The sequence below is a fragment of the Shinella zoogloeoides genome, from assembly GCF_020883495.1.
In the GTDB taxonomy this organism is placed as follows: Bacteria; Pseudomonadota; Alphaproteobacteria; order Rhizobiales; family Rhizobiaceae; genus Shinella; species Shinella zoogloeoides.
Map to the genome: position 1 here is coordinate 60673 of NZ_CP086613.1, position 26270 is coordinate 86942.

General features: G+C 60.7%; 29 protein-coding genes and 1 pseudogene. 12 read left to right on the forward strand and 18 right to left on the reverse strand.

The genetic code is table 11. The features are described 5' to 3' along the window. Window positions 1–90 precede the first annotated feature (90 nt). The 10 genes from K8M09_RS23175 to K8M09_RS23220 are packed head-to-tail and all read right to left on the reverse strand — an operon-like array spanning window position 91 to window position 7486. Window positions 91–462, reverse strand: coding sequence for a hypothetical protein (locus K8M09_RS23175; protein ID WP_160787232.1), 372 nt, complete (start codon window positions 460–462; stop codon window positions 91–93). A gap of 16 nt (window positions 463–478) precedes the next feature. Then, window positions 479–712, reverse strand: a complete 234-nt coding sequence (locus K8M09_RS23180; RefSeq protein ID WP_160787231.1) for a hypothetical protein — start codon at window positions 710–712, stop codon at window positions 479–481. A gap of 55 nt (window positions 713–767) precedes the next feature. Then, on the reverse strand, window positions 768–1787 hold the full coding sequence (locus tag K8M09_RS23185; protein ID WP_160787230.1) for a type IV secretion system protein: 1020 nt from the start codon (window positions 1785–1787) through the stop codon (window positions 768–770). Between the two features lie 4 nt (window positions 1788–1791). Then, window positions 1792–1965 (reverse strand): hypothetical protein, encoded by a 174-nt coding sequence (locus tag K8M09_RS23190; RefSeq protein WP_160787229.1) that lies wholly within the window; start codon window positions 1963–1965, stop codon window positions 1792–1794. A gap of 6 nt (window positions 1966–1971) precedes the next feature. Further along, window positions 1972–2688: a type IV secretion system protein gene (locus K8M09_RS23195; protein ID WP_160787228.1), complete on the reverse strand. Its 717-nt coding sequence runs from the start codon at window positions 2686–2688 to the stop codon at window positions 1972–1974. Between the two features lie 11 nt (window positions 2689–2699). Continuing rightward, window positions 2700–3863 (reverse strand): transglycosylase SLT domain-containing protein, encoded by a 1164-nt coding sequence (locus K8M09_RS23200; protein ID WP_160787227.1) that lies wholly within the window; start codon window positions 3861–3863, stop codon window positions 2700–2702. Then, complete coding sequence (locus K8M09_RS23205) at window positions 3856–6267, reverse strand: VirB4 family type IV secretion/conjugal transfer ATPase (protein WP_160787226.1); 2412 nt, start codon at window positions 6265–6267, stop codon at window positions 3856–3858. The genes K8M09_RS23200 and K8M09_RS23205 overlap by 8 nt, the downstream gene beginning before the upstream one ends. Then, the gene (locus K8M09_RS23210; RefSeq protein WP_160787225.1) at window positions 6264–6554 is read right to left on the reverse strand and encodes a type IV secretion system protein VirB3; all 291 of its coding nucleotides are present in this window, start codon (window positions 6552–6554) and stop codon (window positions 6264–6266) included. The genes K8M09_RS23205 and K8M09_RS23210 overlap by 4 nt, the downstream gene beginning before the upstream one ends. A gap of 1 nt (window position 6555) precedes the next feature. Beyond that, a complete protein-coding gene (locus K8M09_RS23215) occupies window positions 6556–6879 on the reverse strand; it encodes a TrbC/VirB2 family protein (RefSeq protein ID WP_160787224.1) in 324 nt (107 codons plus the stop codon). A gap of 49 nt (window positions 6880–6928) precedes the next feature. Continuing rightward, window positions 6929–7486, reverse strand: coding sequence for a lytic transglycosylase domain-containing protein (locus K8M09_RS23220; protein WP_160787223.1), 558 nt, complete (start codon window positions 7484–7486; stop codon window positions 6929–6931). A gap of 89 nt (window positions 7487–7575) precedes the next feature. Between K8M09_RS23220 and K8M09_RS23225 the strand changes: the two genes are divergently transcribed. The 3 genes from K8M09_RS23225 (at window position 7576) to K8M09_RS23235 (ending at window position 10132) form a co-directional block, all read left to right on the forward strand. After that, the gene (locus K8M09_RS23225; RefSeq protein ID WP_160787222.1) at window positions 7576–8193 is read left to right on the forward strand and encodes a hypothetical protein; all 618 of its coding nucleotides are present in this window, start codon (window positions 7576–7578) and stop codon (window positions 8191–8193) included. Then, window positions 8183–8692: a thermonuclease family protein gene (locus K8M09_RS23230; RefSeq protein WP_160787221.1), complete on the forward strand. Its 510-nt coding sequence runs from the start codon at window positions 8183–8185 to the stop codon at window positions 8690–8692. Before K8M09_RS23225 ends, K8M09_RS23230 begins: the two co-directional genes overlap by 11 nt. Before the next feature lie 657 nt (window positions 8693–9349). Beyond that, on the forward strand, window positions 9350–10132 hold the full coding sequence (locus K8M09_RS23235; RefSeq protein WP_160787220.1) for a hypothetical protein: 783 nt from the start codon (window positions 9350–9352) through the stop codon (window positions 10130–10132). Window positions 10133–10179: 47 nt separating this feature from the next. On the opposite strand, the gene K8M09_RS23240 is transcribed toward K8M09_RS23235, so the two are convergent. From K8M09_RS23240 to K8M09_RS23250, 3 genes are read right to left on the reverse strand one after another with little or no spacing between them, the layout of a single operon-like run. Beyond that, window positions 10180–13437: an error-prone DNA polymerase gene (locus tag K8M09_RS23240; protein ID WP_160787219.1), complete on the reverse strand. Its 3258-nt coding sequence runs from the start codon at window positions 13435–13437 to the stop codon at window positions 10180–10182. Then, on the reverse strand, window positions 13434–14945 hold the full coding sequence (locus K8M09_RS23245; RefSeq protein ID WP_160787218.1) for a Y-family DNA polymerase: 1512 nt from the start codon (window positions 14943–14945) through the stop codon (window positions 13434–13436). The genes K8M09_RS23240 and K8M09_RS23245 overlap by 4 nt, the downstream gene beginning before the upstream one ends. Beyond that, entirely contained in the window at window positions 14866–15618 is a 753-nt protein-coding gene (locus K8M09_RS23250; protein WP_160787217.1) for an ImuA family protein, read from the reverse strand. Before K8M09_RS23250 ends, K8M09_RS23245 begins: the two co-directional genes overlap by 80 nt. A 295-nt stretch (window positions 15619–15913) precedes the next feature. Between K8M09_RS23250 and K8M09_RS23255 the strand changes: the two genes are divergently transcribed. From K8M09_RS23255 to K8M09_RS23270, 5 genes and pseudogenes are all read left to right on the forward strand, one after another. Continuing rightward, complete coding sequence (locus K8M09_RS23255) at window positions 15914–16579, forward strand: SOS response-associated peptidase family protein (protein WP_160787216.1); 666 nt, start codon at window positions 15914–15916, stop codon at window positions 16577–16579. Window positions 16580–16609: 30 nt separating this feature from the next. After that, a pseudogene (locus K8M09_RS23260) lies at window positions 16610–17257 on the forward strand (SOS response-associated peptidase). Between the two features lie 308 nt (window positions 17258–17565). Beyond that, on the forward strand, window positions 17566–17697 hold the full coding sequence (locus K8M09_RS23685; protein WP_267500187.1) for a hypothetical protein: 132 nt from the start codon (window positions 17566–17568) through the stop codon (window positions 17695–17697). Window positions 17698–17700: 3 nt separating this feature from the next. Next, the gene (locus tag K8M09_RS23265) at window positions 17701–18405 is read left to right on the forward strand and encodes a hypothetical protein (protein WP_160787215.1); all 705 of its coding nucleotides are present in this window, start codon (window positions 17701–17703) and stop codon (window positions 18403–18405) included. A gap of 43 nt (window positions 18406–18448) precedes the next feature. Continuing rightward, the gene (locus tag K8M09_RS23270) at window positions 18449–18769 is read left to right on the forward strand and encodes a hypothetical protein (protein WP_160787214.1); all 321 of its coding nucleotides are present in this window, start codon (window positions 18449–18451) and stop codon (window positions 18767–18769) included. A gap of 99 nt (window positions 18770–18868) precedes the next feature. Here K8M09_RS23270 and K8M09_RS23275 read toward each other — a convergent pair whose 3' ends face one another. Then, window positions 18869–20860 carry a UvrD-helicase domain-containing protein gene (locus tag K8M09_RS23275; protein WP_160787213.1) on the reverse strand — a complete coding sequence of 664 codons (1992 nt, stop codon included), beginning with the start codon at window positions 20858–20860 and terminating at the stop codon, window positions 18869–18871. A 3-nt stretch (window positions 20861–20863) separates the two neighbouring features. Then, window positions 20864–22918, reverse strand: a complete 2055-nt coding sequence (locus K8M09_RS23280) for an ATP-dependent nuclease (RefSeq protein ID WP_160787212.1) — start codon at window positions 22916–22918, stop codon at window positions 20864–20866. 246 nt (window positions 22919–23164) lie between these two features. Between K8M09_RS23280 and K8M09_RS23805 the strand changes: the two genes are divergently transcribed. The 3 genes from K8M09_RS23805 to K8M09_RS23290 are packed head-to-tail and all read left to right on the forward strand — an operon-like array spanning window position 23165 to window position 24199. Then, window positions 23165–23461, forward strand: coding sequence for an addiction module antidote protein (locus tag K8M09_RS23805; RefSeq protein WP_160787211.1), 297 nt, complete (start codon window positions 23165–23167; stop codon window positions 23459–23461). Between the two features lie 55 nt (window positions 23462–23516). After that, on the forward strand, window positions 23517–23756 hold the full coding sequence (locus K8M09_RS23285; protein WP_160787210.1) for a type II toxin-antitoxin system VapB family antitoxin: 240 nt from the start codon (window positions 23517–23519) through the stop codon (window positions 23754–23756). Next, the gene (locus tag K8M09_RS23290) at window positions 23756–24199 is read left to right on the forward strand and encodes a type II toxin-antitoxin system VapC family toxin (RefSeq protein ID WP_160787209.1); all 444 of its coding nucleotides are present in this window, start codon (window positions 23756–23758) and stop codon (window positions 24197–24199) included. The genes K8M09_RS23285 and K8M09_RS23290 overlap by 1 nt, the downstream gene beginning before the upstream one ends. 19 nt (window positions 24200–24218) lie before the next feature. Here the strand turns inward: K8M09_RS23290 and K8M09_RS23295 are convergent, their stop codons facing one another. After that, window positions 24219–24650 (reverse strand): hypothetical protein, encoded by a 432-nt coding sequence (locus K8M09_RS23295; protein WP_023517270.1) that lies wholly within the window; start codon window positions 24648–24650, stop codon window positions 24219–24221. A gap of 61 nt (window positions 24651–24711) precedes the next feature. Further along, window positions 24712–25026, reverse strand: coding sequence for a helix-turn-helix domain-containing protein (locus K8M09_RS23300; protein ID WP_160787208.1), 315 nt, complete (start codon window positions 25024–25026; stop codon window positions 24712–24714). 594 nt (window positions 25027–25620) lie between these two features. On the opposite strand from K8M09_RS23300, the gene K8M09_RS23305 reads away from it, so the two are divergent. Further along, complete coding sequence (locus tag K8M09_RS23305; RefSeq protein ID WP_160787207.1) at window positions 25621–25950, forward strand: single-stranded DNA-binding protein; 330 nt, start codon at window positions 25621–25623, stop codon at window positions 25948–25950. Window positions 25951–26032: 82 nt separating this feature from the next. Here the strand turns inward: K8M09_RS23305 and K8M09_RS23310 are convergent, their stop codons facing one another. Next, window positions 26033–26239 carry a hypothetical protein gene (locus K8M09_RS23310; protein WP_160787206.1) on the reverse strand — a complete coding sequence of 69 codons (207 nt, stop codon included), beginning with the start codon at window positions 26237–26239 and terminating at the stop codon, window positions 26033–26035. Between the last annotated feature and the right edge of the window lie 31 nt (window positions 26240–26270).

Below are 26270 nucleotides of genomic sequence, written 5' to 3' on the forward strand. Positions count from 1 at the left end.
TCTCCTCTACCGAGTAGCTCGGGGTCAGGAACAATCCGCAAAGCCTGGGTTTAAGGAGCGTTCAGCTCCTCGGTGCAGCCGACCTACGTCTTAGCTGCACCAGCGCATCAGCGTTTTCTTGGACGCCGTGTTGGAGAAGAAGAAGGAGCGATCATCCTTCACGTCGATCCTGACGGTATCGCGATCGCCATCTGCCTCGTCCGATCCAGCCTCGATCCATAGGACTTCGAGAACATACGAGCTGCCATCCTGCTTGACGGAAAGAACCTTGCCGGCGGTCTTGTTGGCGCCGATGGCCTTGTCCTCGATATAGATGAACGCGGCGGCTGCCGCTTCGCAGCCGCCTTCGGCCGGTGCATAGGCGCCTGTCAGCACGGGCAGGATCGAACTAGGCGTTTGCGACCACGCCGCGTCGGGGATCAGCAGGCCGAGCGCGAGCATCGTCGACAAGATTTTCTTCATTCTGAAGCCTCCTCGCTCAGAAACCGAACAATGCACCGAGGCTTTGAGCGTAGCCGGCAAGCGCGTTGTAAAGCTCGATGCAATATTCGGCGAAGGGCTTGAAGAAGATGACTGCAATCATGAACAACAGGAAGCCGAGACCGCCGCCTTTTTTGGCTACGGCCCTGCCGTGTTCCGCAGCTTCCTCGTTGATCTGAGCCTGTTGGTGGAGGGCCGCTTGATAACGGCGATCATCACCCCAATGGTTCATGGTAGCCTCCATGTTCGTAAACTATACTTAACAGCCACAGTCGCCTGCCGCCACCTTAAAGTTGCCCATTCTTTTCTGTTTCACGCTGGATAGCGCGCGCCCGAGCAGCATGGACATCGGCGGACGTCCGGCGTCGACCGAGACCGCTCCTCATAATCTGAGCGCGACCGGTAACCTGGTGACGGGCACGACCCCATGACTCCAACCCGCCCCTCAACGGCCCATCACCCTGCCCGATCGCCATACCGCCTACGATCGCACTCGCGAAAGCCGGAATGAAACGGAACACCACGATCCCGAGCAGGCAGACGATTACGAAGGGCGCGACATAGGAGAGCTTGCTTTCTGTCGCGGTGTTGTTGGCCGTGTTGATGGCCAGTTCGATGAGCTGGTAGAGGAAGGCGAGGAACGCCATCATCAGGGTCTGCGTCACCATCAGGTTTACCATCAGCAGCAGCCAGCCGTCGGTGAAGCGGAAGGTCCAGCGATAGAGCGCCAGGATGATGAACACCGGCGCAAGCGCCAGCGTGATGAACAGCATCAGCTTGGCGGCGAGGATCGCGGCCGCTGCGACGGCGATGAAGATCATCGCAACGACAAAGACCACCGCGCCGATCAATGCGCCGACATATTCGAAGGTGCCGGTCGCCACCTGCTCATAGACCTTGCCAGCCGTCTCGAACACAGCATCGAGGATCTTCACGACGCCGGTCGTGTCATCCGTTCCGCCGTCGAGGATACCGCCGGCGCCGGCGATCGACTCGATGATCGTGTCGGAGATCAGGTTCGGAACGGCCTGCACAAGTTTGTAGAGGGTGGCGGAAAACGCTCCCCAATTTGTCGCCATATAGTAGATGAAAAAGGCGCGTCCGAGCCTCCAGGCCGCATCCGGTACCGAAAACCCCTCCCGACCGGCGAGGATCATGTAGCCCCACCAGATGACATAGAGGGTGAGCATCGCCCCGAACAGGACATTCACCTGAAGCGCAAGACCGTCATAGGCGTTCTTGATGAAGGTCTCGCCGATGGCGTCGAGCTTGGAGAAGATGTCCGAGATGATCGTGGTCGCGGCCAACAGCTCACTCCTTCAGCACTGGCGCGAAGGCGTCGTTGACCGGCATCGCCGGGCCGCACAGGTCATCGCCGGGCGCATAACCCGATATCGGCGGGCAGGGGGCCTTCTTCTCGCCCTTCGTCTGGCAACCGGCGAGCAGGACGAGGCCTGCCAACATCGTGGCAACGAGCAAACGCATGCGGCCTCACTTGAACGGGTTGACGTCTTTGTATTGCAGCATCTTGGCGGTCTCCGATTGCTGCGTCAGCCGCATCTGCATCTCAGTGTTGAGCGCCGAGACCGCACCATTCGAGACGCCGATCAACTCGTTGATCGTGCGCGCCGTCTCCAGCTGCATGCGCGTGTTGGCGTCGACCGAGCCCTTGACGTCCTCGGCCGAGCCGATCTGGCCGGTGGCAGACTGAAGAGATTGCTCGCGCTGCGACACGCCCTTCTGCGCCTGCTGTGTCAGCGCGGAGAGCAGGGCGACGGTGTTGACCGCGCCGGAAAACGCGTTGTTCATCGCGCCGACATCGTCACCGTCGATGATCGCCTTGACCTGCTTGACGAGCTGAAGGCCGTTGATCAGCGTGGCGGCGATATTCTGCGCGTCAGAGCCAAGCCCGCCGAAGGACAGCGTGCCGCCGTTCATGATCGACGAGAAGGACGGCGCGGCCGCGACCGACATATTGCCGCCGAGGCCGGTCGAGGAAATGCCCATCGATCCGTCGCGGCTGCCGGACAGCGCGCCGAGGATCTCCTTGGTCTTTTCCAGGATGTTGGTGTTGGTCTTCATGATTTCGCCGGTGTTCTCGGCGTTCTTCTTGGCGATGGCGAGATTGGTGTTGTCGATCACCGGGATGTCGGCGAGCGCCGGCGTCGAGAAGGCAAGGGCGGCGGTGACGACGAGAAGCTTGTTCATGGAGAACCCCCTTAATCGGCCGCGTTGGCGGCGTTCTGGATGGATGTGAGATTGTCGCCAATCGAGCGATCCGTGCCGCCGGACGACAGGATTTCGCTGTCGGCGTCGGCGGCCGCGACCACCGCGCAGCGCGGCCAATCCTCGCGCGGCACCTTCATCGCCTCAAGGATGACCGGATCGCAGCTATAGGGATTGACCTTGCTGTCGGATTTCAGGGTCTTGGCGGTCTCCGATGTTTTCGAAAGCCGCATCTGCATGCGCGCCTGCAGCAGCTCGTTGAAGAGGTTGCGGGCGGTAATCAGGTTGTTCAGAAGCTCGGCATTGACGGCACGCGCCTGCGTGTTGTCGTCCCAGGCATCCTGATAGATCTCGGAGGCGCCGACGGACGCCGACAGCGCATCGATGCGCCGGCCTGCCTCCTGGACGCGCGCCGAACTTGCGTCGATCCCGGAAACGGCCCTGTCGACCGCGCCGGCCGCGGCGCTGTTCGAGCTGCGCGTCGCGCCCGAGCCATAGTCGACATAGGATTTATACGAGGGAGAGGAGATATCCTCGATGTTCGAGCCGCCGGCATAGGCGTTGAACCAGGTGTGGTTCCGTCCAACTTTTCCCGCCCAGTTCTTCTGCTCGGCCGCGGTCGATCCGTTGTACCAGGAGGCGAGGCAGGCATAGTCGGTGCTGCCGCATTTGTTGACGCCCATGCCGAGATATTTGACGCCGCCCTCGATATTCTCCTCGTTGATGTCGCGGTCGAAGCCCATGCCCTTGCCGGTCCGCTTCGTCAGCTGCATAACGCCCTTGACGCCGGTCGGCGATCCCGAGCACGTCGAAATCCCCGACTCCGCATGCGCCACCGAAAGGGCAAGACCGACGGGCACGTTGTACTTTTCGGCATAGTGCTTGATCAGCTCGACGTTCTTCGCATCCTCTTTCACGGCCTGCGCCGGCGAGCGGTAGAGCCGCCGGTTCTTCTCCTTCTGGGAGATGTTGCAGTTGGTGATTTCCTGTTCTTCAAGCTGGTCGGCTTGCGTTTCCGTGTCCTTCTTCGAGTGTTCCTCGTCCTCGGCACGCTTGTCCTTCACATCGTCATCGATGACAGGAATATCGGCCCAGGCCGACGGCGCAGGCGCTCCGGCCATTGTCGCGGACAGCAGGAGAATGATCGCTCTACGCATCGGTTGCCTCCTGGATCGTCCAGCCGCAGAAATGTGGGAGCCAGGCGGCCGGCGCCTCACCATAAGTCTCGCGCAGCGTCTGGCACTCGCGCACCGTCTCCGGCCGGCCGGAAAGCACCTTCACCAGATCGGGCATCGCCGACAGATCGAGCCGGGCGATGATCGAGTCCTGCGCATGCTTGATGAGGAAGGTGCGGCTCGTTTTGTCGGCTTGTTTGACGAAGCGGAATTCCTTCTCCGACAAACCGAACGCCTTGCGGTAGCTTTCCTCGTCGGCAGACGCGTTCGGGAAGAAAATATTCGTCATCGTCTGTTCGATGATCGTGTTGCGCAGCTCGGAACGCACCACGTCGGCGGCCGACTGCGTGCCGAAGCCGACGATACCGTTCATTTTTCGGATGGTTTTGAGCCAGTCCTTGATGAAGCCCGAGAACACCTCGTCATCGAGCAGCCGCCAGCCTTCGTCGAGGAAGATCATCGATGGACGGCCGTCGAGGATTTCCTGAATACGGTGGAACATGTAGAGAAGGGCCGCTGATCGCGTGCGCTTGTCGGAGAGGATCTCGGTCATGTCGAAGCCGATCACCGAACCTGAAAAGTCCAGCCTATCGGCAGGATTGTTGAACAGCCAGCCCTTGTCGCCAGTGGTCCATTCCTTTAGCCGGTCGGCAAGATCGCCGATACCGGATCGCATGCGCCCGCTCAGTGCCTCGGTCAGCATGTCGAGACGGCGCTGCGGCCGATCGAAATCTGCATAGATACTGTCCACCGCATCGGAAATGACGGCCATCTCCTCGGCGTTGAGCACGCGATCCGACGGGGTGACAAGATAGGAAATCAGCGTCTTGCCGAAGCTCCGATTGGCGGGCGTGTCGTCCAGCTGCAACGGTGCAAAGCCGGTCGGCTCGCCCGGCGAAAGCCGCTCGTAGCGCCCGCCCATGGCCCGAACGAAGATCTCGCCGCCCCTGTCTTTGTCGATAAAAACGCAGCGCGGGCGCGGCTGAACGCGCATGCCCTGGGCGAGCAGGAAGGACAGCGCCACCGTCTTGCCCGAGCCGGTCGGCCCGATAGCGGTGAAGTTCCCTACATCGGCCTCATGGAAATTGAAGAAGTAAGCCGTCTGGCTGGTGGTCTCCAGGAGTGAGATCGGCAATCCCCAATGCACCTTGTGCGTCTGCCCGGACGGGAAATTGTGCGCGGAAAACAGCCCGGCGAAATTCACCGACGAGATCAGGCCCTGCCGAGCGATGTAGGAGAAGTTGGTCGGCAGCTGCGCCCACCAGGCCGCTTCCTGATTGAGGTCTTCGCGGACGGCGACGACGCCCATGCGCGCCAGCTCCGCGGTGACGTCGGCGACGGCGCGGTTAAGCCGTGCAAGGTCGCGCTCGAGCACCGCGACGGTCATATGATGTTTGCCGAACACGACCTCACCGGAGGCGAGCCGGTCACGCGCCGTCTCGATATCGTCTTCGACCGCCGTGCCGCCGTCATCGGAGTTCGCGATCTGCCGGCTGATGGTGGAGATCGCCTCCGTGACCGTCGTTCGGTCTTCCGGCGCGAAAGTGTGGGTGACGATGAATTCGTAAGGCAGGCGAAGCAGGCCGTCGAGCTGGCCGGGTGTCGTCATCGGCGGATATTCCTTGATCGACACCATGGCCGCGACCTTCGACGTCGCGCCGTCGGACGACCAGATTTCCGTCGCCTTCCGGCCAAACATGATCCGGCCGGTCCCGACATAATCGGCGAGCGACATGCGGGGCAGGGGCATCGCCCGCTCGTCACCGGCGGCGAGGATCTTGGCGAAGAATTCGGCGGGCTCGGAATAGAGGCCGCCGTCGCGCGTGACGCAGGAAAGGATTTCCGGACGATAGGAGCGGAAGTCGCCGGCGATGCCCGAAACCATGTCCTTGAGGTCGCGCAGTGCCTCGCCCCTGGCCTCGACCTCATTGTCGGCCATGCGGAAGACGTCGAACATGCGGTCAACCCTGCCGGCGCGTCCAGTCATTGGGCGGCGGATCACCGTCAGGTACAGCTCGTTGACGAACATCGTCCGGCGCTTCAGCCCGTCCATGTAGCGGGCGTTCAATTCGTCGGCGAAGGGATTGTCGAAATCGCCCTTGATGGCTGGGGCGATCTTGCGCCGGATGATGGTGGCATAGAGCGCGAAACGCGACGATCCGAGGGATCGAACCGTCATGTTACGGTTCGCGAGCCGCGCGTTGATCTCGGCCTGGTCCATGGTCTGGTAGGGGAGGCCGGACAGCCGGATCACCTGTAGCAGCAGGCCGGACTTGGTGACGATCGTCTCCTCGTCGACATGCCGAAGGTAGGGAACGTGTGTGCCGATCCCCAGATCGCGGGCGCGTTCGCGTCCGAACTTCAGATCGTGATTGACGATGTTCATGGGGTGTAGCTTCCCGCCTTCCAGAAGCGTCTGTTGCGGATCGCCCGGCGCATCGACAGGAACACCTGCACCACGCGGACGATGTGGATGTCCCGCTGGCAAAGGTAGAGCGCGATAAAATGGATGGGCAGGACGACGAGCGGCGCCAGAAAATTCGATGATGCGATGAAGATGACGATCCCGAACATGCCATTGAGCACGAACACGATGATGTCGACGCCGAAATATAAGGGCGGGCGCGTCAATGGCAGGATCAGCGGTTCTACGTCGGGCGCGTCGTCATGCATGTCACATGCCCGCCGAGGACCGCATTGCGTCGACCAATTCGCCTGCGCCGAAGATGATCGCAATGCCGATGATGATGGAGAATGCCCATTGCCAAGCCATGCGGCCGGTGAGGAAAAGGAAACCCATGGCACAAACCGCGATGATCATGCACGACCTTGCGACGTTGCCCTGCAGAACCGTGACACCCCAGTCAAGAACGCTCTCGATAGGCGTTGCGGATTGTGCATGTGCGAATTCGGGGATCAGCGCGAGTGAAGTCGCAAGTACCGCCAGTGATAGGGCGGTCTTGCCGCCCGAGCGCGGCCTGATAGGGAAAATGTTCATTCGATTGTCCTTCATGCTTGGGAGGGTGAAATGGGGAAGGAAGGCCATGCTAGTCGGCCGTCCAGACGTGCTCGTCGCGCCAGGGCGATGCGGCCATCGCGACCGTCTCCTTGCGAGCACGGTGACCGCCGCGCCGTTCTTCCGCTGCCGACGCCTTGGCGGTCAGTTGCCAGCGGTTCATCACCTTGACGATGTACTGGGCGGTCTCGTTGAATTCGGGAATGCCGCCCTTGCGATAGACCCGCTCGGGACCGGCATTGTAGGCGGCGAGCATCAGCAGGGGATCGTCGAACTCGCCATAGAGCTTCTTCAGATAGCGGACGCCGGCGCGGATGTTCGACTCCGGATCGCAACGATCCGTCACGCCATAGTCGGACGCGGTTTCCGGCATCAGCTGCATGATGCCGACGGCACCTGCATCGGAGACCTGGTGCCTGCCGCCGGCGCTCTCGACGTCAACCACGGCGAGCGCCAGATCGGGGTCCAATTCTTCCTCGGTCGCGATGGTCCGGACCATCTCCAGAACGCGATCCGCATCGACCGGCTCGCACGCTTGCGCGGACAATGCCGAGGTGGAGATGAGGAGGAATAGTAGGGTGGTTTTCAATTCGATTGTCCGGGTTGCCGCGTCGATGGATAAACTATAGTTAATTCGTATGGGATTCCCCTGTCAATTCAGAAATGGCTTTTCCCGCTATGCACAAACAACTCAAGGTTACGGCCCTTGTCGCCTACCTCTTGCTAGGTGGCGCGGCTTTTGCGATCGCGGAGGATGAGGATCCCTACGCAGAACCCTCGCCAACCTACCTTCGCCAGTACCGACAAGAGGGGGCGAAGACGTTCGTGCTGGAACGCTTTGATGCCGATGGACGGCTTGTCGCGCGGTCTGCGGAAAGACTGGAAGGGAAGGTCGCGATTGGCGGCCCAGTCGAGCGAACGATCGGGGGCCAGAAAATCGCCCTGCGCGGCCTGACCGCCTGCCCGACGGACAAGGTGGTCTATAACCGCGTACAGTCTTGGAGCTGCACCGACGCTGCGCGCGACTATGCCGACGCGGTCTACAACAGGCGTGGCAGCGTCGTCCTTTGCAAAACCCTGGTACTGACGCCGGCCGAAAATGAGACCATACCGGCGTCATGTTTCGTCCTTGTCGGCGGTAACGGCGAGCCGTTCAAAACCGTCAATGACGACGACAGCATGGTCTTTCTCGGTCTCGCGGAGATCGGGCGGACGCAGGACGGCCGCTCCCGCCGTCCTGACCTTGAAGAATCGCAATCGCTTTCACGATCGATGGGGTTCCAGAATGCCGATTAAGCTTCCGATCATCATGGCTCTCCTGCTGGCGACAACGGCGCGTGCGCAGGAGGAGACCATCTCGTTTCCCGCGGCCGTGCGCTTTGAAACAGGCGATAGCTGGCAATACGAAGGCCGGAAATTCAGGCTATTCGGAGTGCAAGCGTGCATTCGAGGAACGGCCTATCATGCTCCCGATGGAACGGAAAGCGATTGCGGCATGCAGTCGATTGCGTCCCTTGCAGCGCTTTTTTCGACCGGTTCGATTGGTTGCCAGCCCGTCGGCCGGGCCAATGACGATGCGTCCTTTGTCGTCTGCGCCGCCCAGATCGACAACGCCACCGTCGACGTCGGGACCGCGCTCATATCCTCCGGCGCTGCATTCGCCGCCGCGTACCCTTCAGGCGCTCCGGTGTCCGCTGCCTATGCGGTTGCCGAGGCCATCGCCAAGGACAGCGGAAGCGGGCTATGGGCGGGGCGGTTCGCCCATCCTGTCTCCATGCTTCTCGACAAGCGCTGACCAAATGGCCGTGAGGTCGACCTGAAGGCACTCCGCAATCGTGCCGAATTCCTTGACCGTCAGACGTTGCCAGGCGCCGGACTGAAGATATTCCAGCCGCTCTTCCGTTATACCTGTCGTTTCCGCGAATTCAGGAAGCGTCGTCCCTCGGCGTCGAAGTTCCTCTGCGAGGAATCGCACGAGTTCGGCGGCACTCTCATTGGCCATTTGCGGTCATCCTTTCCTGTCCCCGTCGGACAGCGCCGACGATGAGGGAATCGTTCGATCCCTGTACGCGGAGTATGGCGGAGCAGCGTTCGATAAGGTGATGGCGGAACGGGCGGATTTGATTCCGCCAGCTCATTGGGCGCGCAACTCCTACACGAGTCAAAAGTGGCGTTTTCGCGGCGGAGCAGCTTTAACGTTGGTGAAAATGTAAAATATAATTACTGTTGTGACTCGCTTCGCCGGGAATCGAGCAAAGGAGGTCCCATGCCGTAGGCAAAATAAAACCCGCCTCGGAGAGACGGGTCGAGTGACACAAGAATGTGCGCAAAAGTCTTATAGCCACTGATTTTTTCGCACATCGACGCCGCCCCTGCAAGCTAATTCTTGCCACGGATATGTGTGTCTCGCGTCCCGATTTCTCCACGATCAATCATTGAAGATGGAGAGATCATGCCTGGCACGATCCGGACGGCCCATGGGCCGAACCTATTGGCGCGCCTGCTTGCAGCCGGTACGCACCAACAAGTCGATGAATGCGCGAAAGCTGCGTGGGTGTTGAACGGCGAAGGATTAATCGCCGACGAGGAAATGGAATACCTTTCTCCTGTCATCGAGCACCGGCGAAAGTCGATCGGCGCTGGACCGCGTGCGGTTCAGGCGAAGGGATGTGTCCGTCATTGCCGTCCGGCGATTCCTTTGCAGAAGCGGACGGCGTGTTGGCTTCGCCGGCGAGGTCTCGCCAAGGACTGCATCATTCCGACATGTTTGGCCCAAGCCTTCACCGTCAGCAAGCTGGCGGTGCTCTCCGTCATTGCGCGGGCGGTGATGGAACGCGGCCAATCGACGTTGTCACTGCCTGAAATCGCCGCGCGCGCCGGCGTCGGCTGCACAACAGCGCGGTATGCCATCCGCGACGCTGCAAGGATGGGGCTCATCAGCGTGTCCGAGAACCGCGTCAACGGCTTCTGGAACCGCCCGAACACCATCAGAATTTTATGCGGTCGATGGCTGCGATGGCTGAAGGCACGCGCCGGCTATGGCGCTGCGCGGAAATCGGCCGGACGAGCGACAGCTGGTGGCCAATCTACCCCCCTCAGAAATCCGATCCCCACGATTGAAACTGTAAGATTCAACCCGCACAGCATGATACGCCAAGGGTTAAATGGGGGTGCTTCTACGCTATGCTGGAGAGGCTGCATCGAGTTGCGCAGCGGAGAGCTGTTGCTGGAATAGGGCTTGGAGCGCCAGCATCGCCTACTTTTGCCGTGTTGAGGGCAAATCTAGTGAAAATTCCGGGCCTTCACCTTCAGCGTATCGATATGGAGATCTTTTACGAACATGTCGCGCGGCTGCACGGTCGGCGCCTGACAATCGCGCGGGTCCGGCCCGCCACCATGGGCGAACTCATCGCCGCGGCCGGCCGGAGGCCGGAATTCGGTGTCGCGTTCCGACAGGCTCGACAGATCGACCGAGAGATCGAACAGCTGCTGGGCGATGAGATGCACGACCTCGCCTTCGCGCTGGATGCGGCCGTTGATCGCCATCATGGACGAGCCGAGCACGACGCGCCGGCGCCGCTCGAACAACTTTGGCCAGACGACGATGTTGGCAGGGCCGGTCTCGTCCTCAATGGTGATGAACATGACCCCCTTGGCACTGCCCGGCTTTTGCCGGACCAGCACGAGGCCGGCGGTCATCAGCCACCGCCCGTCGCGCGCCGACATCGCCTCCTGGCAGGTGACGATGCGCCGCTCGGAAAGGTCTCGGCGAAGGAAGGAAAGAGGGTGCTCCCGCAGCGTCAATCCCGTGTGGCTGTAGTCCTCGATGACATTGTGGCCCTCCGTCATCTGGCGCAATTCGACATCCGGCTCCTGCTGTTCGGCAATGGTGCGCGCTTCGCGCTCGGCCGCGGCGGCAAAAAGGGGGAGGGGTTCGTCGCGCAAAGCCTTGATCGCCCAGATCGCGTCGCGCCGCTCAAGCCCGAGGGAGGGCAGAAAGGCGTCGGCCTCGGCCAGCTCCACGAGCGAGGCGGCCGGCACGCCGGAGCGACGCCACATGTCATCGACGCTGTCGAACGGCTGGTCGGCGCGGGCCGCGGTGATTTTCGCGGCATCGGCAGTCGGCAGTCCGCGCACCATACGCATCCCGAGGCGGACCGCGTGGCGCTCGCCATCCCCGACCGGTTCCAGCGTGCAGTCCCAGCGCGAGCGGTTGATACAGACCGGCCGCACCTCGACACCATGCCGACGGCAATCGGAAACAATCTGGGCGGGCGCGTAAAAGCCCATAGGCTGGGAGTTCAACAAGGCCGCGCAGAAGGCATCCGGGTAGTGGCATTTGATAAAGCTGCTGGCATAGGCGATCAACGCGAAGGACGCAGCGTGTGACTCGGGGAAGCCGTAAGAGCCAAAACCTTCGAGCTGGCCGAACTTCTTCTCGGCGAATTCCGCCGAATATCCGTTGTCGATCATTCCGTTGACGAGCTTGTCCTTGAAGCGCGAGACACCACCTGTGAACTTGAAGGTCGCCATGCTTTTCCGGAGCTGGTCGGCCTCTCCCCCCGAAAACCCGGCGCAGACCATCGCCACCCGCATCGCCGATTCCTGAAACAGCGGCACGCCGAGCGTCTTGCTCAGCACCGCCTCCAGTTCCGGCGTCGGATATTCCGGCTGTTCCTTGCCTTCCCGACGTCGCAGGTATGGGTGGACCATATCCCCCTGGATCGGCCCTGGCCGCACGATCGCCACCTGGATGACGAGATCGTAAAACGTCCGCGGCTTCATGCGCGGCAACATCGACATCTGCGCGCGGCTTTCGATCTGGAACGTGCCGAGGGTGTCGGCCTGTCGGATCATCTCATAGGTTCGCGCGTCTTCCGGCTCGATTTTCGCCAGATCGAGATCACGGCCTTTGTGTTCCCGGATCAGATCGAAGGCCTTGCTCATGCACGTCAGCATGCCGAGCGCGAGCACATCGACCTTCATGATTTTGAGCGCCTCGACGTCATCCTTGTCCCATTCGACGATGCGCCGATCCTTCATGGTCGCCGGCTCGATCGGAACGAGGTCATCGAGGCGATCGTTGGTCAAGACGAATCCTCCGGGGTGCTGGCCGAGATGCCGGGGCGCGCCCATCAGCTGCTGGGCAAGCTTCAGGGTGAGGAGGAGGCGTCGATCTTCGGGGTTCAGGTTGAGTTCGCGAACGTTGCGGTCGCTGACCTCCTCCGACCATGACCACATGCCCGACGACAGCGCCTTGATCACGTCCTCGGGCAATCCCAGCGCTTTGCCCACATCGCGGATGGCGCCTTTGGCGCGATAGCGGGTGACGGTCGCGCACAAGGCCGCCTTGTCATACCCGTAGGTCTTGTAGATCCACTGGATGACCTCCTCGCGCCGGGCATGTTCAAAATCGACATCTATGTCCGGCGGCTCGTCGCGCTCGCGGCTGACGAAGCGTTCGAACAGGAGGTCGTTGGTCTCGGGATCGATGGAGGTGATGCCGAGAATATAGCAGACGGCGGAATTGGCGGCCGACCCGCGCCCCTGGCAAAGAATGCCCTGCGAGCGCGCGAACCGCACAATGGAGAACACCGTCAGGAAATAGGGCGCATATTGCATCGCCTTGATCAAGTCGAGTTCGTGCCGGACGATCTGCAGCGTCTTCGGCGGCAGGCCCTCCGGGTATCGGTCAGGCACGCACTGCCAGACATAATGCTCGAGCGAAGCCTGCGCGTCCTTGCCGGGGACGATAGCCTCCTCGGGATACTGGTAGGTCAGCTCCTCGAGCGAGAACTTGCAACGGGCCACGATCTCCATGGTCCGCGCTAACGCCTCGCGATAACGCGGAAAGAGCCGTTCCATTTCCTCGGGCGGTTTCAAGAAACGATCGGCGTGGCGTTCGCGCTCGAAACCGACATCATCGATGGTGGTGTTGGTCCGGATGCAGCTGACGACATCCTGCAGCTGGCGCCGATCGGGATCGTGAAACAGAACGTCGTTCGTCACGACCGGGCGGACGCCGAAGCGGGTGGCGAGGTTCGACAGATTGTGCAGCCGCAACTGATCACGCGGCCGGCGGCGCAGCGTCAGCGCCATATAGGCGCGGTCGCCAAAAATCTCCGCGATCTTGCGCAGCTGCACCGCGCAGGTCTCGTCCGGCAGATCGGGGACGAGCACGCCGATCAGTCCTTCCGCATGTTGTGCGACGTCATCGAGATGCAGGATGCAGTTGGCCTTTCCTCCTCTGGACTTGCCGAGCGTCAGCAACCGGGTCAGCCGGGAGTAGGCGGCGCGATCGGTCGGATAGACGAGGATCGACATGCCGCCCTGGAGATCGAGCCGACAGCCGACGACGAGGCGGATCTTCGTCTCGCGTGACGCCTCCAGCGCGCGGACGATGCCGGCGAGCGAATTGCGATCGACTACGCCGAGTGCCGAGATGCCGAGCGCCTTGGCCGTCGCAAACAGCTCGTCGGCTGACGAGGCTCCTCGCAGAAAGCTGAAATGGGTGGTCACCTGAAGCTCGGCGTAGTTCATGCGAAGATCCCATGCACGAACCAGCGGTGCGATCCCGTGGCCGGATCGACCCCGTCGCCGCTGCGGAAGATCCACAGGCGCTCGCCGTTTTCATCCTCGACGACGAAATAGTCGCGCACCGCCTCATATTCCGCGTCGCGCGTCCACCATTCGCCGAATATGCGCTCCGGGCCGTCGGCGCGCTTGACGCGCCGGCGCTTGCCCCGCCAGGTGATCGACACCGGCGGGTGGTCGGGCATCAGGGCGATCACCTCGATCAACTCCGGCCGGGACAGCAGGCGGACCGGCCGCGGCCAATGCTGGGTCCAGGTCGCGCCCGCCGCGACCGCAGCAGGATCGATCCGCCGCACGCTGCGCTCCGGGACATCACTCGCCACCGGCATCACGCGATAGACCCGCTGGCCGCGATTGGCGAAAACGTCGATGAGGGGGACGACGTCCGTCATCTGGTCTTCGACCAGTGAGGACGCTTTCTGGACCTCTTCCAGCGGTTCGGTCATCACGGCGACCAGCGTCAGCCGCTCGATGCCGAAACCGGGCTCGATCTTCTCCGTCCGGTCGCGAAAAAGCTTGGTGAGCCATGTGACGTCGCGCGACGGCTTGGCCGTGCCGGCGCGAATGGCCTGCCGCGTGCCGTCGACCTTTTCGACGATGAGGTCGGTGCGGCGAACGCCGTGTCCCCGGCGCTGCAGCTCGCCGACGAGCTGTGTCACCAGGCCGGCGACATAGCGGTTGATGGTCTCGGCCGCGCCGATGGGCTCGGCGAAGGCTTTGCTGACCTCGACAATATCTGGTGTGCGGATGGGGTCGATCGGCTCGGCCGTGCGTCCATACATCTGATCGAGTCTGCGGCCGATTTCCGGCCCGAAGCGCAGGGCGAGGGGCGCGCGCGCCGTCGCCGACAGCTGGCCAATCGTCCTGAAGCCGAGGGTTCTCAGGTCGCCAACGATTTGCTCAGGCAGGCGCAACAGGGAAATCGGGAGACGCTCGACAGCGCGCGCGGTTTCGCCCGGCGGCACGATGACGGTTTCGCGGGCTATGGCGCGGGCACAGGCATGCGCCGCGCCCCAGGTGTCGGCGATGGCCACGCGGGCGGTGAGGAATTTGGCACGGAAGCGATTGGCAGTCGCGGTCAGCATGAGCTGCTCGCCGCCCTGCAGATGGTCGGCTCCTTCGGTGTCCATCACAATCCCGTCTGGCGCATCCATGGCGACGACCGGCGAATATTGCGTCAGCGCCCAAAGGGTGATGCGTTCGAGCGCTGCAGCGTCGGCCGCCGGATCGGCGTCGACCAGCATCAGGTCGCGGAACAGCGCCTGCGCTTTTGCCGCCGGCATCCCGACCTTCACGCCGACCTTCCGCGCCGCGGCGTCGGCCGCAGCCACCCAGCGCCTGGAACCGCTCCGCGCGATGACGGCGATCGGCTGCTCAGCCGGCAGCGAAGGGTCGGCCCGCCTGATCCTGTCGGTGGGCAGGTCCGGTAGATAGATCGATACGACCCGAGGCATCACAGGCTCCAACGATAAACTCAGCGCACTCGCCCGCTTTCACGCGCATAATTTCCAGCAGCCAGGCCGGCCGTCCGACGCAGGGGACCGGCAATTCCTCCGAGGGAAGCACGCTCACCCGCCATCGCGTGGTCGAGGCGGTCGGCTGGCCGTAGTCGGACGCCTCGGTCGGCCGCCGCCAGCGTCGGACCACCAGCGCCATCGCGCCGGTCTTTTCGGCGGCAAGCTGCAGCCGCCGGCTCGCCACCATCGGCAGGCGCACAAGCTCGGCGACGACGGCGCCGAGCCCGCCATAGGCAAGCGCCTCTTCGGCATTGGCGAGAACGTCTTCTTCCTTGTCGCTCTCAACGAAATAGACGCGATCGGGGTGCAGTCCGACCTGCGCCAGCGCCGGAAAGAACAGGTCGGGCCGTGTCAGGCACCAGACGATCGGTCCCGTCGTTCGCGCCGCGATGCCGGCGGCGAACAGCGCGGCCGCAGCACCATCGACCGCGCCGGCGCCGCCACCCGAGACTTCATGGAGCGCGCCGTAGGCAAGACCGCCGCCGGGCAGGGCCGCGTCGATTTCTGCCACCTGAAACGGCAACGCACCGGCTTTGCGCGAGGCAGGGCTCTCCATTGAGGCGATGCGCTCTCTCAGCTCGGTTATCACCCTGTTTCGGGCAGCATTCATCGTTCACGGACTCCAAGGGGTTCGTGTTTTCAGGCGACGTCATGTCGTTCAGGTCTGTTTGTTCTGTATCTGTTCCTCGCAGCAGAAAGAGTCAAGCCACCCGAAAATAGGAAAATTGTCTCACGTTTCTGCCTGCGCAGGATTCTTGCTTGCGAATCATTGACATGAGGTCGGTGGCGGCGCGCTTGCCGATTTCAAAAAAACTTATGCGGTTCGCCGTCGAGCAGGGCCGACAATTGTTCCTCGTATGTTCCTATGATAGTTTGGGGGGACCAAACTGGATCGGAGGCCGGAATTGTCCCGCCTGTTCTCTATAGCCCGGCCGATTGAGGAAATCGTCGCGCATTTCGGCGTCAATCTTTCCTCCGTAGCGAGCGTTCCTTCCGAGACCGTCGAGGGCACCCCTGGCCTGATCGTGCTTGAAAAGGATGGTCTGCGCCTCCTCAAATCCCCGACCTGGGGCTTTCCGCGGCAGACGGGAGAAATGCGCCATAACGGCGAGCCGCCGGGGCGCATCGGGCTTGTTGCCGACCTCACCAACCCGCTCTGGGATCGGGTTGTCGTCGATGCAAAATATCGATGCCTGATAGCGCTAACACACTTTGCCAATCCTGACGGGGTCAAGGGCGCGAAGACAAGGACGTGGTTCTCGCTCCATCGCCAGCCGCTGGTCGCCTGGGCGGGTCTCTGCCGCAATACACCAGAGCTCGGACCCGTATTCGCGGGCCTGACCATGGCGGCGAACGACAAGATCAGGCCGCTGAACGATCGGATGCCGGTCCTGCTGAAGCCGGAGGAATACGAGCGCTGGCTGCATGGATCGATTGAGGACGTTATCGCGTTCCAATACCGCGAGCCGCCCGCGTCCGATGAATTCGCCGTGCTGCAAACACGCGATCGCTGGCAGAGCGGCACGCCGCCGTCCCAGGCTTCACGGCGCCGGGATGACGTGCTTAGCTGAACCGATGTCCGAGGCGAAAAGGTTGATCGCATGTGCAACTTATACACCGTCCGCGTGACGGCCGCGGAGGTGGCCGCTCATTTCGGCGTGCCGAACCCGATGCAGTCGAACGCCGCCGAGGAAGTCTATCCGGGGATGCCCGGCCTAGTCGTCACCGAGAACGAGGGTGTTCGCGAGCTTCGCTCGATGACCTGGGGTTTTCCGCTCCGGCTGAAGGGCATGAAGCCGGAGGCCAAGCCGAAGCCGGTCAACAACGTTCGCGAACTCACCAAAGGCATGTGGGTCGGCCTCGCGCGCAAACCGCAATGGTGATGCCTTATCCCGGTGACGCATTTCGCGGAGGCGGAGGGCGAGAAGGGCAAGATGACGAGAACCTGGTTCAGCGTTCGCGACGAGCCGATCTTCGCCTGGGCGGGTCTATGGCGCGTCAGCGACGAATGGGGTCCGGTCTATTCCGGCGTCATGACCGATGCCAACGCGGTGGTCGCGCCGGTGCATGATCGCATGCCGGTCCTGCTTCACAGCGAGGAATATGAGCAATGGCTCCTTGGCAGCTTTGATGACCTGCTTGGGTTCCAGAAGCGAGTTTTCCCGGCCGATCGCATTTTGATGGAGCGGACAACGGACCTTTGGGTGAAGAAAAAAGGCGCAGCCGCAGTGGAAGCAGTCCTTCTCTAGCGCATTGAAGCCTCCGCAGGGCGCTTTCGAAAGCGCCTTTCTCCCCACTCCGCCATGACTGTGTGTCGGCGTCATTCCAGCGACCGCCACCGAACCTGGGATCGGCCCGTTTAGTTGATGGCAGGGCCTTCATGAACTATCCCAGAGACTTATAAAAACCATAGATATTTTGATCAACATCCTGTTTAATATTGCAGTTTTCAAAATGGAATATCGGGACTGACCCCAACTGTCTCTATAAAGGAACTGGTGCGCATCTTAATTTCAGCCATCGGATCGAAAAGATTCAATGCGATGGAGAAATGAAAATGGAAGCGTTGACTGAACTTGTGCGGCTCCTAGTCGGCCTGAAGACCGAACAGATGACGATCATGCTGGCGTTCGCAGCTCTCGGCGTTGCCGCGCTCGCAATAGCCAATGTCCGGAAGAATGGAGACTGACGCATGAAGGGTATGAAGACGTGGGTGAAGCTGCCGACCGCGTGGATCAATGCGGGCGGTTTGAAGGCGTTTCGTTGGGACAGAGGACAGGGGGCCAACAACATTGCTGCCCTCATGTGCCTCATGGTGATTGCGCACCACACGGATCCGGACACGGGTGAAGCGAACGTGACCTACGACACGATTGAGTGGGCGACCGGCCTTAGCCGGGCTAAAATCTCTGGCGGCCTAGATGTTCTGGAGAAGCTTGGGCTAATGGAACGGCGCGTGGAAAGGCGCCGGAGCACATATAAACTGGCCGGCATCGGCCCCATCGGCTGGGGCGCTTTGCCCGCGAAACCGCTCTATGCAGGGGGCAAGAGGCTATCGTTCTTGCAGGACTTCAACCTGCGCAAGGCGACAGAACTCAACGCGCTGAAACTCTATTTCCTGTTTATCGCCCGGCGCGGTCGTGACACAAACGCTGCCAACATAAGCTATGACAAGATTGAAGAGTACACGGGCGTCGGCCGTGAGAAAATTCGCAGCGCGCTGAGCTTGCTCGTCACGCACGGCATGGTTCATGTTGATCATATCCCGTCAAACGTGAACAAGTTCGGTGTGTCGAGCGCCTACCGAATTCCGCACATTAGGCCCTACCTTCACCAGGGTACATCAGCGAGGGAGAAGCTGGAATTGACGGAAGCGGGCGAAGACATACCGTTTTAGGTCTATTGCGCATTCAGGCAGCCGGGGTGGGAGGGCAGGTATTATGACCGCAAAGTTGGAGTCGCAATTTGATGAAGCTATGATGGGGATTTATCACCGGGCAAAAGTGGAAGCGAACTATCCGGCAACGGTGTTTCATCGGATGCTGGTGGAGCGCCGCGGATTATCGACTGCGAAATATCTTATCAACGCTGCCAAGCCGTCGGAAGGCTATACGAACCTTTGGGAACGGAAACGTCTTGATCTAACGGTCGAGGCCCTGATCTTGGATAATCCGAAATGGCATCCGCTGTTCACCCCGGCAGAGTTGGCAAAGGCCAGAGCGCGGCTTTCGGATTACGGCTACGAAATGCGACAAAATTAGCCGGCCGTTGCGTATCGGCGTTGCGCGTCGCCATAATCGATTCCGAAAAGCTCCCCATAGTCTTACTGGTCTTAGCGAGATCGGCCCGGGATTAGGTTCCTAAGCCGGTGCGCAGCAATCGATGATCCTCCAACCGCGATCAGCAAGCGTGTTGAGTTCTCCGTCGCCAAAAGCATCCTTGCGCATCGCAAGGCATAGCAGATGGGTTGGGCGGGTCATTGCAACATAGTGCAGTTTGAGCCGCCCGAGCATTCGAATGCCCTCCAAGACCTTCTTGCCGCGGGGAGTCGTTGTCGAACCGCCCGATTTCGATCCCAGTAACCAGGGCTTGAGTTCGCTGAGGTGGTGCTTATGGAAGAAGCTGTCGAGCACCAGCGTCGCCGTGTGCGTTTCGCCCTTCACCGAGTGGATCGATCCCAAACGAACACGAACCCGCGGCGCATCTGCCGGGTAGGTGAAAAGGTTATCGGTGCGCGTTAAGATGGCTGCCTCGCCTTCGGCAGCGATTGGCGCTTGGGGAGCGGTGAGGAACGCGACGACAGTCCCATCCAACTCGGCCGTTCCGCTGAGCTGCCGGACTATATCTTCGACAAGGGCTCGCGCTTGCGCCGCCCACACCTCGGGAGAGATCTCGCCTGCATGTGTCAGGACGATTTCCTGTAACGCGCGATAGCTGGCCCGTGCGCCACCCTCGCTAAGTATCTCCACGACCCTACGATGCGGAGACTTCCGCGACATCCGACCATGCGTGCCACCGGCAAGCTCGCTGGCGGCTAGCAGTGCCGACGCCGTGGCGTTCACCAATTTATCGGTGTTCCCAACGGCGGCTGACTCAAACCTCGCCCGCGCCAGATACTGCACGAAGCTGCTCGGTGAAGCCTCTTTTCTCACACACGAAGGATCATAAGTGGGTACGTAGTGTCCCATCGCACGCGGGATATTATCATCGCCACCAGGTTCGTGAACGCCGGCGATTGCGGTAAAAACACCGCGTTCGAGGACCTCTGCAGTAAAGGTGTCCAGAAGATGCTGGCCGTAGCGCGGCAAAACTTCCTGCACGGACCCATCGTCAAACAGGAAGATCGCCCGTTCCTTTGGGTCGGTCCCAATGTTATCGGGGGGACCAGCGCCAATGAGAGGCTGCGGAGTGACGCCCAAGCCTTGAACCTTGTCGGCAAGATCCTGCCCAAAGCGATAGCTCCGTGGCATCGGATGCACGTCGCCGCTCGGAAAGAGATCCGTCGTAGCTCCGCTTTGGCTCGAACTTGCATAGATTGCCTGGTTGGAATCGCCGAATCGTTGCCTGCGCGATGGTGCGTCGCCCTCGCAGAAAATTCGGTGCAGTAGCGCTGATTGTGCTTCGCTATTGTCCTGTGCCTCATCGATGAAAACGAGCGGGTAGCGGCGACGGAGAGTCCGGGTTGCCTCCGGGCAGCTATCTAAAAGCTCCCTTGCCCAGATGAACATCTCGTCGAAGCAGAAGTATCCTTGTTCACTGGAAGTTCGGCGCGCGGTCACTATGGCTTGATATGTCTGCGTCTGCGCTCCAAACCTGCCGGTCGCACCGCCACCGTAGTCTGGCTGGGTATAGATGAGGCAGGATTCCGTGAGATTGGCCTGCTGCAACGCCCAGCGCGTATTGCGAGGTAGTAGGGCCCAACGTTTTGCGAGCGCAATCTGTGTATCGACGCAGCGCACCTCGACGCCCTTCGACCGGAGCCATGGCAGCGCCAAATACTCGTTTACAAACGAGTGGATGGTCCCGACGAAGTGGGGATAGCGCATAAGAGCGATACCTGCGGCCGTATTGCTCAATTTCGAACCGATCTCGTTGCGCGCTGCATTGGTGTGCGACAACACGCAGATGCCCTGCTGCCGATACGCCCAGCGGATCGCCAGAACGGCTAGCTTCGCAACAAGCAATGTGGTTTTGCCGCTGCCAGGGCACGCCTCGAAATCGACGGTGTCAAGTCGGAGCATGGCCCGAAATCGGCTGTCGTCTCCCTCGACCGGTGCGAATCCGTCCGGCCCTAGACCCATCAGCTCCGCCGCCCAGGCAACATCTTCTTCGCGGATTAGATCGTCGAGCATGCCTCAAGCCACCTGCTCAGGATTAGCCGGCTGGTTTGGGGCAGCTTCCACGTCGACGGCAGCTAGGGGAGGGAAGGGCCCAGTAACATGCGCGATCGCGGCGACCACATAGGGAGGAAGCGACGCTCGCAGGCCCTCCGCATTCAGAGCGCCGTCGACGATCTCCTGCTGAAGTAGTTCAGCAAGATATTGTGCGCCAATAGCTTTGGATGCGCCATCTGCCTCGAATAGAGCATAGACATGCGAGGCAAGTGTTGTCCTATCGTGACCTGCGTCAGCCAGTGCCTGGTAAGCGACGTCGGCGTCGCCGAGAACTACAACTCGCGTGGTCGTGGCGGCGTTGAGCCTGTCGTCGGCAAGCGCTAAAGTGGCCGCCCGGAAAACATGTTTCCCAAGCCCGTGAAACGCAAGATCGTACTCTAACGTCCACTCGTCGGCGACGAACGTCTCGACCCTTTGGCCAGACGCTTTCTCCCGTCGTTCCGCCCGCCGCTGATTCAGCTCATCGCCGGGAAAGTCGGCTTTTACCCTCCATTGGCGTTTGGAAGGCGGACGTGGAGGTATAGGTTGGCCCTCGTCAAGCTTTCCGACGATCCAAGGCGCGTTGTCGGGCATCACATCCAAATCGGTGATGCAAGCGACGGGAGTATTGATAGTGCCGTCCTGCGCCTCATTCTCACGCATAAAGACTCGGGCATAGCGCCCGAGCCCGACGCCTCCGACATTGACCACGGATACGCCGTGATGGTGGAAGTCGCGGCCAAGCAACTTGGCTATGACCGGCAACAGGATATTCTCGGCATCGCCCTCAACAACCAGAACCGCTCGGGCGAAGAAAAGGTTCGCTTTGGTCACGTCAAGGAAGCGTTCGAGAAAACGATAGTCCGACGCGCTCAGCTTGGTCTTGCCCTCGCACATCGGGAATGCCCGACCGCCCTCGATCAGCACAAGGTTGCGGAGCCGCAGGTCCGAGGCGAGGTTGGGACTGTGTGTCGTGACGATGATCTGGATATGTTGTCCGTCGGAACGTTTTTTCTCCGCCTGCTCCTGCAAGAACGACATCAGCCGCAACTGGCGTTGCGGGTGGAGATGCGCCTCGGGCTCCTCAATAAGCAGGAGCGGAAAACCGTCGCTTTCGGCGGCGAGGAGCAGTAGCTCGCAGGCCATGAAAAGCAGATTGTTGGAGCCCAAACCGCGGCTATGCGCGCTTTCGGAATCCGGCGCTGGGGTCAATGCAAGTTCAAGCTTTTCGAGGAGCTGGCGTAATCTGAGGCCGTCTTCTTGCGCGCCGGCCACGCCAATCCTGGCATGCAAGAGGTCGTTGGCGAATGAGAGCGGCTTTAGATACTCGTCATTGAGCCGCTTTCGGGCCTGTTTGATGCCTTCGCTCTCGCCGAAAAGATGTGACGCATAGTCGCCCAACCCGAGAACGCTTAGCGTACTTGCGTCCACTGGCGCGTCCGCAGTTTTGTTAAACGGATTGCCGGTGTCACGGATTTCTTTGGTGTGCTGGAGGATTTGCGAAAGGCGCGAACCGCGCCCAGCGCTCATGGCGCGTTCCGCATCTCGCAAGGGGCGCAGATAGGTCGCCGTCAACAGGGATCGTGCCCCAACGTCGAGCAGAGGGCCGTCGCCTTTGGCGCCAGTGCGCCATTCGGGCGGCAACACACGCCGCGAACTGCCTTCTTTAGCGTTGCGCTTCGCCACCCAGGTCAGGAACATTGCCGTCTCGGTGTTCCCCGCAATTGTCTCGTAAGTGAGAAACTCTGCAAATGCGCCACGGTCGGCTAGCGTCAATCCACGAAAAGTCAGCCTAATGACGATTTGGTCGGCAGGATTTCCCGCAGGCGTCGGCTGATGGAAGTCCATGGCTTCGACGCGGGGCACCTCTTGATCGCGCGTACCAAGCACCAACCGGAGTGCATCAACAACCGCGGTCTTACCTGCATCGTTCTGACCGACGAGGGCGGTAAGCCCCGGCGCCAGTTGAAGGACGAAGGCCTGATCGCCGGCACCAAACAAACGAAAGTTCTCGATCCGAATCTCAGCTATGTACACGGCAGCCCCCTCTCCTGTTCAACCTATCAGTGAGAACAAGGACGTAAACCGTTTTCTGAAGGCAGCCCTGCAGCAAGGGTTACGTTTTGCACCCTGACGACCGAGGTCGCCGTGGTACTGGAGCAGGAATAGGCTGATCTAGTTCCATAATAGAACTTATGCGATATGTTATAACATAACAATATGCGATGGAATCTTGCGGGTGATTGATGGTAGCAGCACCATGGCCTATGCTGGTCGACAGCCATGAATGAGGAACCAACCACCCCTGCTTCCCCCGAAGGATTTACGTCCGGTGAGACGACCGCATCCTTCCTGGATGAAGCCTTCAGGACACAGGATGTCGGCAAGATTACGCGCGCTCTTGGTGAGGTCGTTCGTACCAAGGGCATGTCGGCAATCGCGGAGCAAACTGGGCTAACGCGCGAGCGACTTGAAACAGCGCTCAGCGAGGATGGTTGTGGCGACGTGTCCTTCCCTGAAGTGGTCGCAATTGTGCGAGCGCTGGGCGTTAGGCTGTCCTTTGAAAAGTTGGGCGCCTAGCTGGCGAGCATATGAAAAATAGGATATGAACATATCCTCGAAAGGATATGCTGCCATGCCTCTCTACATCAAGGATCCCGAGATCGATCGGCTCACCGAAGAGCTTATCAGCATCACAAAAACCAGCAAGGTTGATGCAGTCAGAGACGCGCTGAAGCATGAGATCGCCAAGCGTAAGGCCGCCCTGCCTGTCCGTGAGCGCCTTGCAAAATCCATCGCCATGGCCCGCGAAGCCGGACCCTTTGCGCCCGGCAACCACAAGCAGGAAACCGACGACATGTGGAGCGAGGACTGATGCTCTTTATTGATGCGTCGGTCGTCGTCGCTATCCTTGCCGAGGAAGAGGATGCGTCCACCCTGATGGACCGGCTTGAGCAGCATGGCGGCCCCTTTTACATCTCGGCCGTCGTGCGAATGGAAGCGACATTGTCGCTGACCCGGCGACTGGCCGGAGCGGTCGGGCGGGACAAGCCTGCAACCCCCGAGATGATGGACACGGCGCGCCGCCTGGTCGAGCAGTTCATTTCGGATCTGGAGTGCAAGGAAGCGATGATTTCCGGGGACGTCGGGGCCAAGGCGCTCGATGCGGCCCAACAGTACGGCAAGATCATGAACCATCCCGCCAAGCTGAATATGGGTGACTGTTTCACCTATGCCTGCGCGCGGGCCTATCGGACGCGCATCGCCTATAAGGGCGACGATTTCAGCTATACGGATCTCGGCTGGCAGAGCCACTAGCGGACCGATAGGCTGCCAGCTATTCTTTTGGCTTGCAGATCAACGGCCTCAGCTCCTGCACGACCACGCCCGTCTTCGGCGAAAGCATCGCCCCGATCCAGTTGTCGGAAAACACCCCTGACCCGTCAGCCGGTGATAGCCAGATCACCTCGTTCGTATTGAGTTCGATCTTCACCTCGCTTCCGATCGGGCTGCCGGCGACCGTCTGGACGTAGTGGCGCTTGATCGGGTGAACCGTGCCCTTCTGATCCGTCAGGCGGTTTTCACGATAATCCAGCGCGAGCTCCCCCGTCTCCTTGGTAGCATCGCAATCGATAGAGCGCTCACAAAGGATGACCGACGAGAATGAGCAGGACCAGGAGAGGCCGGCGCGCCACATTGGATTGTCCGCCGCGTTCACAGTGGCCGAGGTGAGAAAGAGTGCGGCGGTGAGCGGATACTTGCGGTTCATATCATCGTCCTTTCAGGCCGATCGCAGTATCGGCTGTTCGCGGTCGATGATAATCTATTGTTTATTCTTTCTGCAATTCGGTGCTCCTGTTCGGGGTCGTGAAGAGCTGAATTTGGTCGTCGCTGAGTTTGCTGCCGGTCATCAACTCGTGCAGGGGCACCTGCAGATTGGTGCTGATCCGCGTCATCACCTGCAGCGAGGGATTCGCCGTTCCATCAAGAATGCTGAAATAATAGGGCGGGGTGATCTCGCAAATCACCACCAACTCCCTCTTTGTCAGGCCGCGTCGTTCCCGCTCTCGTTCCATGACGATCGCCATGTTTCGGAGGATCATTTTCCCAAGCTCGGTGTCAGCCTTCTTGCGCTTGCTCGCCATCGTCGGATAAACTATAATTTACTCGTTACTGGATTTGATGAGAAGATTGCCGATGTTCGCGAAAGCCATGCCTTCACATATCGTCCTCGGTCTGTTTTTGACGACCGCGGTGCTTCCCGCGCCCGTAGCCGCAAGCGAATGGGGGTGCGAGGTTCTGCTGTGCGCATCCTCGTCCAACCCATCCTGGAGGGGCGTCGCCGCTTGCCATCCGCCAATGACGCGCCTGATCTCCGCGATGAAAAAACCGGGCTTCCATTGGCCGACCTGCCCCGAAGCGGGAACGGGTTCGCCGGGCCACGAGCGATATGCGGAGTGCCCGGAGGGCTATCAGGTCGGAAGCAGGAGGGACCGCGACGGGTTCGCCCGGGAGGGCGATCTCTGCGTCAAGACAGTCAACATTTGCCAGGGCAAAACGCACGGTCTCTACAGTTCTGATCGGCAGCGGAGCTGCATACAAACGGTCTCCATATCCCGACCGCTCAGGTCAGAGCCATATTACTTCGACATCAAGAATGACACCTCTGGCCAAACCGAGCGGCATTGGTTCGGGCTCAACAGATAGACGGTTTTTCTCGGTTAAGGAAGGTTTAATCCATGCGTACAGTTAACCGGCATACTCTGCTTGGCCACGTCGGCAACATCGTACCGCTGAAAAATGCATTGAAGGTGAATGTGGCGACCAATCGTGAATGGCAGGCTGACGGGGAACGGAAGAGCGCCACCGATTGGGTCCAGGTTACGGTCCTCGATAAGAAGCAGGCTGAGTGGATCGAGGAAAATGTCGGACAGGGCGATCTCGTCTATGTCGAGGCGCGGATCTCCAATAGCAGCTACGACAAGGACGGCGAACAGGTCTATGCGACGGACGTCATCGCTCAGCTCTTCAACCTCGTTTCCAAGAGCAGGGCGCATAGTCCATCCTAACCGTTGGGCGGGTGCCCAGCCCTCCTCCCCTGTATGCACCTGCCCGCCTGAATGCCGCCGCTCACCCCGGCGGCATTCTCCTTTAATAGTGCTTTTTTCGGTTCTGCCGATCGTTATCCAGCCGCAGCGCCGTGAGGACGGCGCAGCCGCGGCCGCAGCGAACCGGCCCCGCCGGTGAGCGGAGCAGGCGGAGGAAACCCGCGCTCCCCAATTGCGCCGTAGGGTTTTCCGGAGCCTCGTGGGTAACGGTCGGTTTCTCCCCGTCGATGATCTTCTTCGGTATTGCCATGGGCCACCGCCCGTTTCGGGCGGCCGCGCTC

Coding starts and splice junctions, on each gene's coding strand:
- K8M09_RS23190 (WP_160787229.1), bottom strand. CDS start 1,965: ATGCGTTTGCTCGTTGCCACGATGTTGGCAGGCCTCGTCCTGCTCGCC.
- K8M09_RS23310 (WP_160787206.1), bottom strand. CDS start 26,239: ATGGCAATACCGAAGAAGATCATCGACGGGGAGAAACCGACCGTTACC.
- K8M09_RS23290 (WP_160787209.1), top strand. CDS start 23,756: ATGCTCTTTATTGATGCGTCGGTCGTCGTCGCTATCCTTGCCGAGGAA.
- K8M09_RS23250 (WP_160787217.1), bottom strand. CDS start 15,618: ATGAATGCTGCCCGAAACAGGGTGATAACCGAGCTGAGAGAGCGCATC.
- K8M09_RS23180 (WP_160787231.1), bottom strand. CDS start 712: ATGAACCATTGGGGTGATGATCGCCGTTATCAAGCGGCCCTCCACCAA.
- K8M09_RS23685 (WP_267500187.1), top strand. CDS start 17,566: ATGGAAGCGTTGACTGAACTTGTGCGGCTCCTAGTCGGCCTGAAGACC.
- K8M09_RS23305 (WP_160787207.1), top strand. CDS start 25,621: ATGCGTACAGTTAACCGGCATACTCTGCTTGGCCACGTCGGCAACATC.
- K8M09_RS23210 (WP_160787225.1), bottom strand. CDS start 6,554: ATGCATGACGACGCGCCCGACGTAGAACCGCTGATCCTGCCATTGACG.
- K8M09_RS23265 (WP_160787215.1), top strand. CDS start 17,701: ATGAAGGGTATGAAGACGTGGGTGAAGCTGCCGACCGCGTGGATCAAT.
- K8M09_RS23240 (WP_160787219.1), bottom strand. CDS start 13,437: ATGAACTACGCCGAGCTTCAGGTGACCACCCATTTCAGCTTTCTGCGA.
- K8M09_RS23225 (WP_160787222.1), top strand. CDS start 7,576: ATGCACAAACAACTCAAGGTTACGGCCCTTGTCGCCTACCTCTTGCTA.
- K8M09_RS23235 (WP_160787220.1), top strand. CDS start 9,350: ATGCCTGGCACGATCCGGACGGCCCATGGGCCGAACCTATTGGCGCGC.
- K8M09_RS23295 (WP_023517270.1), bottom strand. CDS start 24,650: ATGAACCGCAAGTATCCGCTCACCGCCGCACTCTTTCTCACCTCGGCC.
- K8M09_RS23200 (WP_160787227.1), bottom strand. CDS start 3,863: ATGCGTAGAGCGATCATTCTCCTGCTGTCCGCGACAATGGCCGGAGCG.
- K8M09_RS23230 (WP_160787221.1), top strand. CDS start 8,183: ATGCCGATTAAGCTTCCGATCATCATGGCTCTCCTGCTGGCGACAACG.
- K8M09_RS23245 (WP_160787218.1), bottom strand. CDS start 14,945: ATGCCTCGGGTCGTATCGATCTATCTACCGGACCTGCCCACCGACAGG.
- K8M09_RS23270 (WP_160787214.1), top strand. CDS start 18,449: ATGACCGCAAAGTTGGAGTCGCAATTTGATGAAGCTATGATGGGGATT.
- K8M09_RS23195 (WP_160787228.1), bottom strand. CDS start 2,688: ATGAACAAGCTTCTCGTCGTCACCGCCGCCCTTGCCTTCTCGACGCCG.
- K8M09_RS23205 (WP_160787226.1), bottom strand. CDS start 6,267: ATGAACATCGTCAATCACGATCTGAAGTTCGGACGCGAACGCGCCCGC.
- K8M09_RS23285 (WP_160787210.1), top strand. CDS start 23,517: ATGCCTCTCTACATCAAGGATCCCGAGATCGATCGGCTCACCGAAGAG.
- K8M09_RS23215 (WP_160787224.1), bottom strand. CDS start 6,879: ATGAACATTTTCCCTATCAGGCCGCGCTCGGGCGGCAAGACCGCCCTA.
- K8M09_RS23275 (WP_160787213.1), bottom strand. CDS start 20,860: ATGCTCGACGATCTAATCCGCGAAGAAGATGTTGCCTGGGCGGCGGAG.
- K8M09_RS23805 (WP_160787211.1), top strand. CDS start 23,165: ATGAATGAGGAACCAACCACCCCTGCTTCCCCCGAAGGATTTACGTCC.
- K8M09_RS23175 (WP_160787232.1), bottom strand. CDS start 462: ATGAAGAAAATCTTGTCGACGATGCTCGCGCTCGGCCTGCTGATCCCC.
- K8M09_RS23300 (WP_160787208.1), bottom strand. CDS start 25,026: ATGGCGAGCAAGCGCAAGAAGGCTGACACCGAGCTTGGGAAAATGATC.